Here is a 15,363-nt window from a genome sequence, read left to right as displayed (position 1 = left end):
AAAGGCGCGACTCATTGTAGACCACCAATTTGACAATTTGGCGGGAGACTTAAATCCATTTGTTCATCCACTTATTCATCCACTAGTCGTACAGAATTTATACTGTTAGCGGAGCAAGAAGCAGTCCATTCTTGGCTAACAACGCTTTTATTCTTTCACTTGTCAAAGAATCTCTTAAATTTCTTTTATTTGCCAAAATTTTAATAAATATTTACATAAATGTGACAAATATAGCAATCCTAAATCATTTATAAACAATTCCTGTTAAGCGTTAAGCGTTAAGCGTTAAGAGCCCTCATGGGACAATTTACAATCTCATTTAGGACTGCTATAAAATACTAGTAGACAACGGCGGAAGTAAAACACCCATCCAAAATTCAGTGAATGAGCGAATTCAGCGTCCCTTGCGCGTGTCCCAAGGGGAGACGCGCGGTACTAAGTGTTAAGACCCGGTGGGCAAGATCTAAATCTTTATTGCCGTATATTGCCTGATTTTAAATGCTCAATTTTTACAGAATCGCCAACTTTCAAGCCCAATTGTGCAGCCCGCCCGGAACGTAGTTCTATGACTTGATTAATTGGTGTCTGGGGACCATAAGTAGGACAAGGAGTGGTGTTGCAAGGAGGTGCGGAAGCAGCAATGTACTGCACTTTCCCATTTAGCATAAAAACCATATCCAGTGCTACTGGTACATTCTTCATCCAGAAACTGGCTGTAAACGGTGATCGAAACTCAAACAGCATTCCACGGTTATCGGGTAAAGCTGGACGATACATCAACCCCATCTCTTGCTGTTGGGGTGTCTGTGCGACTTCTAACTCAATTTTTGTACCATCGGGAACATCGGGAACAACCGCCACAGCTGAAATTGGTAGTTGTTGACCTGCATTCTTAGTTAGCTTTGAAGACATTGGTGCTTGGGATTGAGAACTAGGCGTAGCCGTGGGAAGAACTGCTTGTGTAGGAACAGAACAGCCGGCTAGCAAAATGCTCAAAACTACTGATAGCAAACTTAGCCAATTAATCATAAAAATTTTAGTCATTAGCTATCTATTTTGTTATTCACCTCACTTCCTCGACTCTTCCCACTTGTGTTCAAGTATCTCTCAATACATAGCCTACACCTCGCACCGTTTGAATGAGTCGCTTTTGACCTTCATCTTCAATTTTGAGTCGCAAGTAGCGAATGTACACTTCAATCACATTCGACTCGCCCATAAAGTCGTAACCCCAAACATTTTCCAGTATTTGTTCGCGGGTTAATACCTCACGGGGATGTTCCATCATATACTTAAGCAGGTCAAATTCCTTCATTGTTAAGTCAATCGCCCGTTCATTAAGTATGGCGCGGCGGGTTGCTATATCTAAAATGAGATCACCAAAACGTAAGTGCTCGGAAGTATCGACTTCAGGTTTTAAGTATAAGCGAACCAGGTTCAAAAAATCCTCACCCCGGTAAGGCTTGAGAAAGTAATCATCAGCTCCAGCATCTAAGCAAGCTACACGATCATCTACTGTATCGCGTGCCATTAGAACTAGGACGGGCGATCGCATTCCAGTCGTTCTAAAATTTTTACATAACGACAGTCCGGATTCTCCTGCCAGCATTCGGTCGATGACAACTAAAGCAGGTTCGCGATCGCGACTATATTGTATACCATTTGTCCCATCATGAGCCACGATGGGATCATAACCAGCTTCTTTTAAATCAAAAGCAAGCTGATTTGCGAGATTTTCATCGCTTTCAATTAGCAATACACAAGGGTTATGAGCTACCGTCATATTGATTTTGGATGTTCGATTTTAGATTTAGGATTTTTACTGAAGTTGGTAGAAGTGCAGTTTACGGATTTTTTGGTGATCAATCAATCTTGACTTGACACGTGTTCTACCGACCATGTATTAGCACATATAAGTATCTGCCATACAAATCGACAGATACAGTCATTTTAATCACTAATTTCAAATCTAGCTGGCATTGTTTATCAGCAGAATGATAAATTCAACTTTTAGACAACCCCTCACTCATCCAAAATCCCAAATAACCCTAGGGTAATTCTACAGAGCTAGGCTTAGCTATATGTGGTAAACCCCAACCCAGTTTTTCTCGTAAAATCCTGAAAAATTCTGCGGGTTGGAGACGGACAAACGGGGCGCAATAGGGTGACTTCTCTACAGAAACTCTATCGTCTGGCAGAACATAGCACCCCCCATTACCATCCACAGTCATCACCAGCCGAGGAGTGTTCACTGGGTAGATATTCAGTGGTTCACTATCTGGAAATACCAAAGCTCTAGAAGCCAGAGAATGAGGACATATGGGTACAAGCTGCAGTACGGGTACACCCGGAGTCACGACTGGACCGCCAGCACTCAATGAATATGCTGTAGAACCTGTCGGCGTAGATACTATCACACCATCTGCTGCAATGTCTACTGCTGCGTGCCGACCAACCGCTATCTCAAAATGACACATAGAGGTCAATGGTTCTCGATGCAGCACCATCTCATTTAAGCACAGAGCTTCCCACATGACATAATCTTCCCGAAAAACTCTGATTGTGAGCATCGCTCTTTCCTCAATCTCATAATCACCCAGAAGCAACTTTTCTATTGCTTGGGGTAATTGATTGAGATAAGTTTCGGTCAAAAATCCCATGTGACCGGTGTTGACCGTTAAAATCGGGATACCACAAGGAGCAACTAAACGAGAAGCAGCCAGAACTGTACCGTCTCCGCCTAACACCACCGCAAATTTCATATCTGAATCAAATCCAGGGGGTGTTAGTCCCTCTATTGGGGTGTGGCATACGGGACTTTCAGGTGTAGAATAGCCCAATATTCCGCCTACAGCTGATGTGACACAGATATCCCAACCTGCTGCGGTTAATGTCTGTTTCAGTTCGATAGCGATTCGGCTTGCTACCGGCTTAACGTCATTGTAGATAATGCCTGCTTTGGGCACACTGAAATATCCAAATTATTAGTGACGCACTTTATTATGTTAATCGTTGCACATTTTGGGCTATTTAGTCATTAGTATTTTGTTTTTGTGTCATAACTACTGACTCATAACTTATGACTGATAGCTACTGAGTGTCGGTTTTCTTAAACGGGGATCTTTTTGGTTTTTGTTTTTTGGGCTGAATCTTCTGGTAGTCTAACTCCTTGAGCTTCTTCATAATTCGACTGAAGTACTCTTCCAGGTAACTTTCTACGGTTGCTGTTTCGCTGGGCTCTAACCCAAAAACCTGATAAACTTCCTCCATTGGAGCATTTAGTGGCTTGCCACTAGCGATGACTTCTGTAAAAGCAAGTCTATCTGATACGTTCCATCCCCACTGAAAGAAGCGTATGACTCGGCGCACGGTACGTAGTAAATTAATTGGCAACCGTGTAATCCGCGCTTCCTTTCCAGATAAGCGTTCGCACAAGGCTATAATTTCCTCGGCACTCCAAGCACGAGTTCCCACCACTGGAAAAGTTTGCTTTTCGGCTTCTGGTATCTTCAGCGCGCGAATGGCAAATTTAGCAACATCCTGAGTGTCCATGTAGGCGATCGGAGACGAATCTCCTGTTACCCAAACAGGCTGTCCCTCTAATATCGGAATTCCATATTGACCGATTAAGCCTTGCATGAAGCCAGACAGTCGCAATATGGTGTAATTTAAACCGGATTCAGCCAAAAAAAGTTCTGTACATCGTTTAATCTCCATTAAGGGTACGTCTGGATATTTTTCCGCATCCAGTAAGGAGAAAAAGATAAAACGTTCCACACCTGCAGCAACAGACTCTTGAATCAAAGAGACTTTGCCTTCCCAATCTACTTGTCTGATACTAACAGAATCGGCAGGACGAGATGTTGACGCATCAATAACTGCTGTCACACCTTCAAGTGCTGCTTTCAATGTCTGACGGTAGCATAAATCTCCTGGTACGACTTGGGCTCCCCACTCTTTTAAAAACGCGGCTTTTTTTGCATTCCGAACAAGACACCGAACTTTATACCCCTCATCGATCGCACGACGAGCCACTTGTCTCCCTAAAGTACCAGTGGCACCAATTATTAATAATGTCATGAGAGCTTTTTACAAAATTTAAACTTTTATGAATAAAATCTTATCAGACTTGACTATGCAAACAAAAGTTTACACGCTTTGAAAGCGCGTATACGAGACAAAGAGACTTTAAAGTTGTCTCTTGTCTCTAGCGCGATGCTTTTTTACAGCGATTCCTCTTCGCCACCTTGAATTTTCAGCAACAAAGCGCCTAAAGCCCAGCCCACAAAGATTAAACCGAAGGACAACAAAGCTGCATTTAACATTTCGCCGCTCATTGTTCTAATTCTCCTTTGCAAATTGTTTAATTAAGTTAAGTTTACCAGAGCCTGAAAGAGCTGCCATAGTATTAGACTTGTGTGAAACATTGTAAAGTTGCCGATATCTCAAGTCGTCCTCCTTGTCTCCCTCCGATTGAATATTTTTTTATCGCTTCGCTCCTGGGTGTAGGGGTGTGGGGGTGTAGGGGTGTAGGGGGAAGAGGGGATCTTCTTTGTTGCCACGCCGCCGAACCCAGAAGGACTCAAGCCCACGCCAGATGTCTCAAGTCGGGAGATCCTACAGGTGCCTGTAGCACCTCAATTCATTGATGGGGATCCCCTACACCCTTACCCCCTTACCCCCTTACACCCCTAGTTTACTGACCAAACAAGTCTGTTTTGAGCAAATTCCTGCTCTCTACGAAGTTGAAGTGTATCTTGAGAAGGAATAATATGCCAACAATGTACAAATTAGATCAAAAAGATATAACATCAGTGCCAAGCCGCCCACGCTTAGCATTAACACTGGGAGATCCAGCAGGAATTGGACCAGAAGTTATTTTAAAAGCTTTAGCCGATCCAGAAGTTAGCAAAAGTTGTGATCTGACGGTCGTGGGTAGCCGAGATTTCTTAGTAGAGATTTATACGAAACTAAAATTAGCCGAAAATTCTCAGCCTTTAGCAGATCCAGCAGAGTTATCAATTCTTGATGTGCCCTTAGACAAGCACACACAGGACGAAATTATCATCGGGACGGGTAATGCAGCAAGTGGTGCGGCTAGCTTTGCTTATATGGAAACAGCCATAGCCCAAACACTGGCCAATCAATTTGATGGTATCGTAACAGGTCCAATTGCCAAATCAGCCTGGAAGGCGGCAGGGTATAATTATCCAGGTCAAACAGAACTTTTGGCCCAAAAGTCAGGCGCAAAACGTGTGGGAATGTTGTTTGTCGCGCGATCGCCCCACACTAACTGGACACTTTGCACTCTGCTTGCCTGCACACATGTGCCATTAAGTCAAGTACCAAAAGTACTAACACCAGAGTTGATGACAGAAAAACTTGACTTGTTGGTGGAGTGTTTGGAGAAAGATTTTGGTTTACAAAAAGCGAGAATTGCGATCGCTGGTTTAAATCCCCACAGCGGCGAACAGGGACAACTTGGACACGAAGAACAAGATTGGTTAATTCCCTGGATTGAGCAAGAACGCAAAAACCGCCCGAATTTACAATTAGACGGTCCGGTTCCACCAGATACAATGTGGGTTAAACCAGGTCAAGCTTGGTATGGTAACATTGAGCCGTCACAAGCTGCAGATGCTTACATTGCACTGTATCATGACCAAGGTTTAATACCGGTAAAGTTGATGGCATTTGACAGAGCAGTTAATACTTCTATAGGTCTTCCTTTTGTTCGTACCTCACCGGATCACGGGACGGCGTTTGATATTGCGGGTAAGGGAATTGCTGATGCTACGAGTATGAAAGCAGCAATTCTGTTAGCAGCCCAGTTAGTATCCCAGAGGCGAAAAGCAAGACTGTAATAGCAGTATACGCAATAGCGCCAAAAGATTATGACAATGCTTGTGGATGCCATTTTAGTTGTTACTGGATCAGAGTACAAAGCTGTTTGCAAAGGATTAAATCGCCTTGCAGTTGCGACACCGCCTGTTTTTCCCATTCCTATGGGTTCTTCAGGACTAACCAAACATTTAGAACAATGGTTACAAGCTGGACACCTTTCTCATCATCCGCAACCGAGAGTTTTGTTGATTGGGTTATGTGGAAGTTTGTCAACTAAATATAGTGTTGGCAAGGCTGTAGTGTATCGAAGTTGCATTTATCCTGGTGCAGAAGAAAAGAAAAATGCTGCTGAACTTTTGTGCGATCGCTCGTTAACGGAGATAGTCCAAAATAAATTACAAGATAGAGTTTTTACAGGTATTGGTTTGACAAGCGATCGCCTGATTTATTCTGCAAGTGAAAAATTTCAATTAGGTCAAACATATGGTGCTGACGTTGTAGACATGGAGGGATTTTTAGTATTAGAATTTTTGAGTGAGTTAGGAATTGCTGTATCAATGCTGCGAGTTATCAGCGACGATGCACATCACAATATTCCTAACCTCAGCAATGCATTTCACTCTGATGGTTCTTTGCAGGCATTTCCTTTAGCAATGGGACTCCTCAGACAACCAATTGCTGCAACTCGCCTCGTTTCTGGTTCTCTTAGAGGATTGCGTATTTTAGAATATTTAACCACTTTTTTGTTTAATAGGTAGATCTGTGAACTGCCTAATTCAAAAAGTGTTTATTTGTAAGTATTCAGCTACTAGCTTTGACTCATCAGCAAGCATGATTTGTCGGTCTTTCGGCAAGGCAAGCTGAACACTAAGTGGTGACGGCTGAACGCTTATAAAAAAATCAACAGATTTAATGATATTGACAGTGAAGAGTAATTTGAATTCCCGATTTTTTCACATTCTTGTTTGCCTGCTCTCAACGTTCTTGGTAACAGATTGCCGAATCATTCAAGCACAAGAAAAAACCATATCTAGCAAAAAAATCGCTTACGGTGGCAACGACCAGCAAATAAGCAATCAAGGGCGATCGCGTACCTACTATCTTTACACCCCAAAATCTTATAATTCTCGTCGTCCGATGCCATTAGTTTTAGTGTTTCACGGACATGGTGGTAGTGGTCATTCAATTGCTCATGTTTCTCGCTTCAATACTTTAGCTGAGCAAAAAGGGTTTATTGTTGCTTATCCAGATGGAATTAACCAAGAATGGAGCTTGCGAGCTAATTCTCAAACGGGTGTGGATGATCTTTCATTTGTTTCAGCATTGATTAAGCGCATACAACAAACAAGAAATATTGACAGCGAGAAAATTTATGTGACTGGCTTTTCCAAAGGAGCAATTCTAGCCCAAGCCTTGGCTTGTAAATTCCCTAATAAAATTGCTGCTTTTGCATCAGTAGCAGGTGCGATGCCAGTGCGACTTAAACCTCTTTGTCAGCCACGGGCAGCCGTATCAATACTAATGATCAACGGTACAAATGATCGCTCCGTACAATATCAAGGCGATCACGACTCCCAAGAGCGAGGAGCGCTGATTTCCGTCCCCGCAACAATTAACTTTTGGCGATCGCGCGATCGCTGCGGTGGATCGGCTCCAGTGCGACTGCTTCCCGGTGCTAATCCACGCGCCCCCTATAAAGTCAAAATCTCTCGCTACTCAGGTTGTAAAGATGGCTCAGAAGTTTTTCTTGCAACTGTTGTAGGTGGTGGACATGCTTGGCCTGGTGGCACTTCTGATGATGCTAGCCTCAATAAGTTCAACAATAAGCTTGGCTTTAACGCCAGTCAGATGATTTGGAACTTTTTTGAACGTCACAGTCTGCCTTAAGTACTGACCAAGAAAGGGGTGTAGGGGTATGAGGGTGTAAGGGAAACCCGCCCAACGCACTGGCTCCCCTTACACCCTTACACCCCTAGTTTGTTGACTCTCGAATAGCTTACTTTAAACGGCAAGGTAAACCAGACCATGAAATCTGGTACAGTCCAATTACAGATCGTCGATTTGTGGTAGATAGTTCTATCAAGTCATGCCACACGAGCGATCGCCCGTATATGCCCAGAGGGGTTTTGGAAAAACCCCGTAGCTACTTCACTCCACCCTACTCCAGGATCTCCCCATGACATCACCATCAGCAGTTGCTCTTTCCATGTGGACTCCTTTGCGTCAGCCGGTGTTTCGTGCCTTGTGGGTAGCATCAGCGGTGTCAAGCATTGGGACTTGGATGCACGATGTCGGCGCATCATGGTTAATGACAACTCTTGCACCCAATTCACCGCTATTAGTGGCGCTGATGCAGGCGGCGTCTAGCTTGCCGTTTTTCTTGCTGGCTTTACCAGCAGGAGCGATCGCCGACGTTGTTGATCGTCGCAAGATGCTGCTGTGGACACAGGGTTGGATGTTAATCGTAGCTGCTTTGTTGGGTGTGCTGACAGTAGCTCACATTACAACTCCGTGGATACTCTTAGGGCTGACGTTTGCCCTGAGTATAGGCAGTTCGATGAATATGCCTGTTTGGCAAGCTGTCACACCCCAACTCGTATCGAAAGAAGAACTGCCGCAAGCTGTCACTCTCAGTGGTATTGTTGTTAATTTATCTCGCTCAATTGGTCCAGCCGTAGCAGGGATTGTCATCGCCACAGCAGGAACAGGTGTTGTTTTCCTGCTAAATGCTGCCTCATTTGTGAGCGTGATCTTCGTGATTGCTCGTTGGGAACGTACGCATGAAAAGAGTGCCTTACCCACAGAACGGTTTGTGGGAGCTATGCAAGCAGGGGTACGTTACATCCGCTACGCCCCAGTCTTCCAATCTGTACTGATTAGAACAATAGCCTACATTTTCTTTGCCAGCGCCTTGTTTGCCCTACTACCACTGCTGGGGCGCAAAGAGTTGGGGCTGGATGCGTTTGGATATGGTGTCGTTCTTGGCTTTTGGGGCATTGGCGGCTTAGGAGGAGCGTTTCTTTTACCCAAAGCACGAGAGAAATTTTCAATCGACAGCCTGGTGGCGATCGCATCCTTAGTGATGGCTGCGATGATGCTAGCGCTAGCATATTTCCGGATTGTACCACTGGTGTGGGTAGTAATGCTGCTGGTGGGCATTTCGTCCCTGTGCGTTATGGTTAGTCTGACTGTCACAGCCCAAACATCAGTTCCAAGCTGGGTGCGTGCTAGAGCTTTATCTGTACAATTGCTTGTGTTCCAAGGAGGAATGGTGTTGGGCAGTCTTTTGTGGGGTACTTTGGCTCAACATACAAGTATCTCAACTGCCCTTACCAGTGCTGCTGTAGGATTAATTGTGTGTGTCCTGCTGACAAAGCGTTATCGTCTTCGCTGTGCTGAAAAATTGGACTTACAAGCGTCCCTGCATTGGGATCAACCACGCATTGCTTTTGAACCTTGCCCAAATGATGGTCCTGTTTTGATTACTTTAGAGTATCGCATTGACCTAGCAAACGCTGAAGAATTTTCCAAGGTGATGCAAGCATTTAGCCAAATTCGCCGGCGTGATGGTGCACTGCAGTGGGGCTTGTATCAAGATTTGTCTGATCCTAGTCGCTTTGTAGAAACAACGCTTGTAGAATCTTGGGCAGAACACAAAAGGCAATTTGCGCGGGTGACGAATGCAGATAGAGTGATTGAGGAACGAGTCCGTGCTTTTCACATTGGTGAACAACCGCCCAAGATTTTGCAGATGATTTATTCAAACCCAAACAGGCCTCCATGTTAGGGAATTCAAAATTCAAACGTGCTTTGAGTTTACTGTTTTTTCTTTAATACAGGTGTTAAGTGTTCTGGAATTCCTGCAAGCCGAATAGCATTACACCCAAATTGGTATGAGAACTCAATTGATTTTCCCGCCCCTAATGCAGTGTAAAAACCGATGGCAAATTCAATACTAGCTTGATCACCAATCTCTTTGTTCATTCCAATAACGTAGGGAATATGTTGGACAATTGCATCTGCTTGTACCGATGAATAACACGCATTGAGCAAAACGCATTCAGTGTGAGCAGTAAACAACTTGAACAATTCTGCTAGAGCTTCTGTATTTACTAACTGTGCATCTCCAGTTTGATTTTCAAACGCCAAACCATCATCTTTAGAACCATGTCCACTGAAATGAACAATTTGGGGCTCGAAGTCTAATAATGCTTGAGATACATCTCGCACACGCACAGCCCAACGTTGTTCTAAGTTAAACTCCTCTCTTCTTTTTGCTCTTTTTAATCCAGCATCAATTTCTCGTACCTCTTCATCCAATCGTAAAGACGTAGTGCTTTTGGGATTAGCCGTTAGAATCAAAATCGTTTTTCTTGTGTAAGAATTCGAGCTTTGAAGTATCGATTGTACTGATTTTTTCAAATCATGTATTTCGCTACCTTGCTCTTGTAACAGCAATCTGATTTCTTGCTCTGACAACCCCTTAAGTTGATTGTAAATGTCAAAATATTCCGCACTAAGTTCAGACTTATCAGCATCTAGAGCAGTCTTAGCACGAAGTAAAAACTTATCTTCACCCCGCATCTCCATGCCGACAATTCTCAACTCAGCATCAGGATGATTTTCAGCTAACTGGTTAAATGAAATGGCAATAGCACGGGGGTCAATACTTTGGCTATGGTAAAGGTCTAGAGTATCAAAAATCGGCTTGATAAAATCGCCAAACTCCCCATCGGCAAAAACTTCTTCTCGATTATCCGGTTTACGACAAGGGTCAGGATTCTCTTTTGTGGGAAACCGCATATAAACGTACTCACACCGCGCCCCATCAAATTTGGTATCTCTAGTAATGCCCCAGTCTTGAATGTAAGCTCCTGTAAGAGTAGCACCTGTAAAATCAGTACCATCTAACTGCGCTTGTACTAGCTTGGCTCTGGATAAATCCGCATCTTGTAAATTTGCAAAGCTTAAGTCGGCGCTGATGAAACTAGCGTCTGTTAAATTAGTACCTTTAAAGTTAACTCCACGTAGGTCTAAGCGATCAAATTTTTTACAATAACCATGTCCAGTTACTAAACAATCACGTACCTGTGTAATTTGTAGATAGCTAGAACTAGAATGAACTCTGTGTAATTTATTGGCTTTATAAAAGCTTGTACGAGTCAAATTCGCTTTGCTAAAATCCGTATTTCCGAGAGTAGCAGATGTAAAATTAGCATCCGTTAAATTGGCACTACAGAAACTTGTTCCTTTTAAAGTTGCAAAAGCAACTGCAATGTCGCAAATCAAGACGTGCTTGGGGTCTCCCTTAAATCCACGTCTAATTATATATGTGCTTAATAATATTATTGCTGCTGTGGCTAAAACTACGGCTATGGGTAAAACGTAAAATTCCGCTTTGACCCCGTTGTGTGCAACTTTGTTTCCAAGGAAAAATCCGACTTTAGCTCCGATTACAGTTCCAATTACGACTGCGGTTACAACTAAAACTTTTCCTCTTGTTGCAACTAAAACTCCGACTCCACTTAAGACTTCAACTAGGGCTAAAACTAAGCCTAAGGCTCCAGCTAAGGTCAAGGCTAAAGCATCGACGTCTCCGTTTTGAAGAACAAAGGGTACAGCTAAGGGTACAGTTAAGGCTCCAGATCCAACGAAAGCTCCCATACCCACTAATATTCCTTGGTAAATTGTAAACAAAAAGAATATACCTATCATAAATATAATACTCAACCCTCCAACTTGATACATTAGCTGAGAGTTTGTATCTTTGCTAAATACTAGCATTGCGACCAAAGTACCAGATCCTGCTGAAAAAAATCCTGATAGACTTATAAGCGTCCACGAAATAAACACTAAGAAAATAGCCCATCGCCTTCGCAATCCAGCTTTTGCATGGCTAAAATTAGCTTTTGTTAAATTAGCATCAGTAAAATCAGCACTATAAATTTTTGCATAACTAAAGTCAGCGTCCGTTAAGTCTTGTGCTTTGAAATTAGCCCCTTTTAGAATAGCACCCTTGAAATTAGCTCCTCTGAGATTTTGACTTTTAAAATCTCGTCCTTTAAGATTTTGCTTCGAGTAATCTGCTGGCATAGGTTTAAATAAGGTTTTTTAATTAAATATCATCGTTCTTAATCAAATCGTCCTTAATTGATTTAAAAGTACTACAATTATTACGTATAAAATCTTTCGTATTTTTATCTTCACAATTGCTTGGATCTGGAATATATTTATTAATGTCATTTTTTGATTTCTCAGAAATATTCCAGGTAAGCGGAAGCTTGATACTATTATTTTCGGCTTCAAGTATCAAAGTTTTGACTTTTGGCTTTGATTTATCCTTTGATCGAATTTTACTATCACTAGAGATAATGAATTTAGACATATCAATAGCAGTAAAATCACTTTCTAGCCTAGCATTAATAAAAGCTTGAAGCGGTGAAGAAATTTCATTAAACGATGTCAACCCTTGTTGATTATCAATCGTATTGTTTTCCGATTGACTACCAATCGCTAAGTAAATAATTTGAAAATTAATATTATTCTCTTTAATCTTTTCACTTTTATCCAAAGTTTGACCAATATCTAAGGCTGTGAAAATCCCTGAATTATCAAAATAACCACCATCAACTAAATGTTTAGTGTATTTGTTTTTACCCTTACTTTCATGATACCAAGCTACCGGGGTGATAAAGGGAAATCTAGCGCTAAGTCCAATAGCTGTACTCAAGCTTAAGTTTACATTTTCAAGGACGTCGAGATCTTTTTGTTTAAAAGGACTTATTACCAACCTTTTACCTGTTTCAACTACTGTTGTATTGAACACTAGGGCAGGAGCTATTTTAGTAGGATCCCAATGTTCGTAAAAAGAGTTCTTAAAGGGATTATTATTTTTACTATTTTTATAAGACCAGGCTTTTTCAAAGGCATATTCTAGCCCCTTTGCCCGATCCCAATCATTGATACCCGTGGGTAAAAACCCCTGAATCATATCAGGAAACATACCAAATGTGTATAAGGGAGAGAGGAAATCATGATTAAAATATTTATTAACTTTATTACTTAATCCCTTATATTCACCATGAGTTTCCTTTATCAAACTCGAATAGACTGATGCTCCCAAGCTACCGCCAGAAACACTACTTATAGCAAAAAGATGCTGGGGAAAATTAGGAACTTTTTCACTCAAGATTGCTAAAGCTCTTGCTGTATAGTAGGCTGCATAGATCCCACCACCTTGAGCAGAAACAATATAAACAGTATAAGGATTATCTTTATTATATTTATAAATACCTGGTTTCTTTTTAAGCCATGTATTAAAATTATCTTCTAAAGGGTGAAGTGAGTACTTCGACATCCACGGTAAATTTTTTAAATGATGATTATCATTAATGTTAAATAAGCTGAAAATAATAACCAATCCAAATAAAATAGTCAGAAGAGGTATATTAGTATTATGACCCCAAATATAAATAGTTGTAAAGAGAATCAAAAGTGCAGTAAATCCAATAGACAATACACTAATCATCCCAATCCAACTGGATGAGAAAGGGATATTTAAGTTCAAAAAGATAAAAGGTAAAGAAACTGTCAGTACTAAGTATATTAAATTTTTAAAATAAATAAAGTACTTTTTCGAGTATGTATTTTGCTCGACTGTCGATATTTCAATCTTTCGTTTTTGCTCGTATTCATAATAAAAAGAAAAGATTGTAAGTAATACTGAAACAAGAATAAGAGTTTTTACTCCCTTAGAGTACTTTGAACTCGTATCAGCTATTAAAGGCAATGAAAATAGATTCAAAGTCAAGTGAGACAAGTTAAAAAATAGTACTTCAAGTTGTAAGAAGATAGGATTTTTTAAACTAAACCAATCTTTATTTTTGAACTTAAGTAGATATATGATATTAGCAACAACAAAAGAAACGAGAACAAGGAATAAAACGACATTAATTCCATCTGACCAACTTTTTAAAAAAACAGATGCTTTTTCATAGTTGTCTTGATTAGAAACGTTAGAAGAATCCGTAGATGCTTTATAAAGCTCCTTATATCCGTTATAAAGACCCGTAGCAAGACTAGCAATTGGAATCATTCCTAACAGTGTTAGAACTAATAAATTAAAGACATGTACAAATGGTTTTTCCAAAAAATTTATTGCTTTTTTAATTTGATTTTGAATAAAAGCTATCTTCTCTTTTATCCATAGAACAATATTTTTATTTTTCTTGTCCGTTTCAAATTTGTTTGAATAGAATATGTTCTTTTTGAACCATTGAATAAACTTTGTTTCACTATTCTCCTTCTTTTCAGTTTCTTTTGAATATGATGTATTCTTATTTTTAGTATTTACATCATATACATTTATTTTTATCAGGTAGGAAGTATACCACATAAAAAATGTCAATATAGACACAAAAATTGTGGTTATATATGCGTAGTGAGACGCTTTTTGTCCCTTGTCATCTAAAATAAGTGATTGATAAACCTCTATTGTTTGATCCAAATTTGTAAAAATTAGGTAAATAGCTAAAGCGATAATCAATTGAACTCTTAAACAAATTAAGTAATCGACAAAAGGTTTAATCAGTATTATTATAAAATAACCGAAATATTCAATTGTTAATATAGGTAATTTTATAAATATTAATATCGGTAATGTTATAAATATTAATTTCGATAAAGCTCGATAATTTCTTTTTAAATAATTTAGAGTATAATTTAAGTATTTCATATTTTCACTCTCAATATCTATATATAAAAATCATTCGTTAAAAGAACCACTCTATTAAGATTTCAAGAATCAGTGTATTGAATATGCATATCTTACCTTTACAAACGGATAAAGCTAAAGTGTTGTCTACCAATATTTAATAGTGAACAGTCAAACCAGCTTATGCAGTAAATAAATTATAGTTTGCACATCACGCCTGCTCCTAATCGCTGTCTGGCTTGGGTTCTAGTCGATTTACAATAGATGACATTACATACTTCCCTCATATCAGTTGTGCGTTAGCGGAGCGTCTCCCCTTGGGAGAGGATGCCCACCAGATTTGGCTGGTGGAATCAAAGGTGCCAAAATTTTCCATTCTAAGTCACTAAGGTCGCTATAATAAGCTTTTCGAGTCATTTCTGTAAGTATATACACTGTCTTGTAAGTATCTTACCTTTGTAATTACGCTTGGCTAGCCATCTTTATATTTACTTTATAAATAGCCTCTGAATGTGCTTTTCTAACTTTTACAAACGGATGAAGCTAGAGCGTTGTCAACCAATATTTAATAGTGGCCAGTCAAACCAGCTTATACAGTAAATAAATTATGGTTTGCACATCACCCCTGCTCCTAATCGCTGTCTGGCTTGAGTTCTAGTCGATTTACACGGGATACGCCAATATTTACCAATTTTGACCTATGCTTTTGAAAGACCATCACAGACCATTTATATTTAATAGTGGGCAGTCTAACCAGCTTATACAGTAAATAAATTATGGTTTGCACATCACCCCTGCTCCTAATC

Annotated in this window: 11 protein-coding genes and 1 pseudogene; 4 read left to right on the top strand and 8 right to left on the bottom strand. The window is 40.5% G+C overall.

All coding sequences use genetic code 11. From position 1 onward, the window contains the following. Positions 1-471 precede the first annotated feature (471 nt). The 5 genes from AC5JM2_RS05070 to petM all read right to left on the bottom strand — a co-directional run bounded on the left by AC5JM2_RS05070 (position 472) and on the right by petM (position 4,337). Complete coding sequence (locus tag AC5JM2_RS05070) at positions 472-1,029, bottom strand: DUF192 domain-containing protein (RefSeq protein WP_495833855.1); 558 nt, start codon at positions 1,027-1,029, stop codon at positions 472-474. A gap of 67 nt (positions 1,030-1,096) precedes the next feature. Next, positions 1,097-1,783, bottom strand: coding sequence for a response regulator transcription factor NblR (gene nblR / locus AC5JM2_RS05065; RefSeq protein WP_495833821.1), 687 nt, complete (start codon positions 1,781-1,783; stop codon positions 1,097-1,099). Positions 1,784-2,048: 265 nt separating this feature from the next. Beyond that, entirely contained in the window at positions 2,049-2,966 is a 918-nt protein-coding gene (locus tag AC5JM2_RS05060) for an NAD(+) kinase (RefSeq protein ID WP_495833820.1), read from the bottom strand. Between the two features lie 124 nt (positions 2,967-3,090). Next, positions 3,091-4,080 (bottom strand): SDR family oxidoreductase, encoded by a 990-nt coding sequence (locus AC5JM2_RS05055; protein ID WP_495833819.1) that lies wholly within the window; start codon positions 4,078-4,080, stop codon positions 3,091-3,093. A gap of 143 nt (positions 4,081-4,223) precedes the next feature. Further along, positions 4,224-4,337, bottom strand: coding sequence for a cytochrome b6-f complex subunit PetM (gene petM / locus AC5JM2_RS05050; RefSeq protein WP_169154792.1), 114 nt, complete (start codon positions 4,335-4,337; stop codon positions 4,224-4,226). Positions 4,338-4,781: 444 nt separating this feature from the next. On the opposite strand from petM, the gene pdxA reads away from it, so the two are divergent. The 4 genes from pdxA (at position 4,782) to AC5JM2_RS05030 (ending at position 9,631) form a co-directional block, all read left to right on the top strand. Next, positions 4,782-5,864, top strand: a complete 1,083-nt coding sequence (gene pdxA / locus AC5JM2_RS05045) for a 4-hydroxythreonine-4-phosphate dehydrogenase PdxA (protein ID WP_495833854.1) — start codon at positions 4,782-4,784, stop codon at positions 5,862-5,864. 30 nt (positions 5,865-5,894) lie between these two features. Then, on the top strand, positions 5,895-6,602 hold the full coding sequence (locus tag AC5JM2_RS05040; protein ID WP_495833818.1) for a 5'-methylthioadenosine/S-adenosylhomocysteine nucleosidase family protein: 708 nt from the start codon (positions 5,895-5,897) through the stop codon (positions 6,600-6,602). Positions 6,603-6,756: 154 nt separating this feature from the next. Beyond that, positions 6,757-7,731, top strand: a complete 975-nt coding sequence (locus AC5JM2_RS05035; protein WP_495833817.1) for an extracellular catalytic domain type 1 short-chain-length polyhydroxyalkanoate depolymerase — start codon at positions 6,757-6,759, stop codon at positions 7,729-7,731. Positions 7,732-8,020: 289 nt separating this feature from the next. Then, on the top strand, positions 8,021-9,631 hold the full coding sequence (locus tag AC5JM2_RS05030; protein WP_495833816.1) for an MFS transporter: 1,611 nt from the start codon (positions 8,021-8,023) through the stop codon (positions 9,629-9,631). A gap of 29 nt (positions 9,632-9,660) precedes the next feature. On the opposite strand, the gene AC5JM2_RS05025 is transcribed toward AC5JM2_RS05030, so the two are convergent. The 3 genes and pseudogenes from AC5JM2_RS05025 to AC5JM2_RS05015 form a co-directional block, all read right to left on the bottom strand. Then, a complete protein-coding gene (locus AC5JM2_RS05025) occupies positions 9,661-11,937 on the bottom strand; it encodes a pentapeptide repeat-containing protein (RefSeq protein ID WP_495833815.1) in 2,277 nt (758 codons plus the stop codon). A 22-nt stretch (positions 11,938-11,959) separates the two neighbouring features. Next, positions 11,960-14,578: a patatin-like phospholipase domain-containing protein gene (locus AC5JM2_RS05020; RefSeq protein ID WP_495833814.1), complete on the bottom strand. Its 2,619-nt coding sequence runs from the start codon at positions 14,576-14,578 to the stop codon at positions 11,960-11,962. Between the two features lie 239 nt (positions 14,579-14,817). Then, positions 14,818-14,974: pseudogene (locus tag AC5JM2_RS05015) on the bottom strand (transposase); the annotation flags it as partial. Between the last annotated feature and the right edge of the window lie 389 nt (positions 14,975-15,363).

The organism is Brasilonema angustatum (assembly GCF_059505445.1).
Note: the sequence above shows the minus strand (reverse complement) of the source record. Positions and strands in the feature narration are given on the sequence as shown.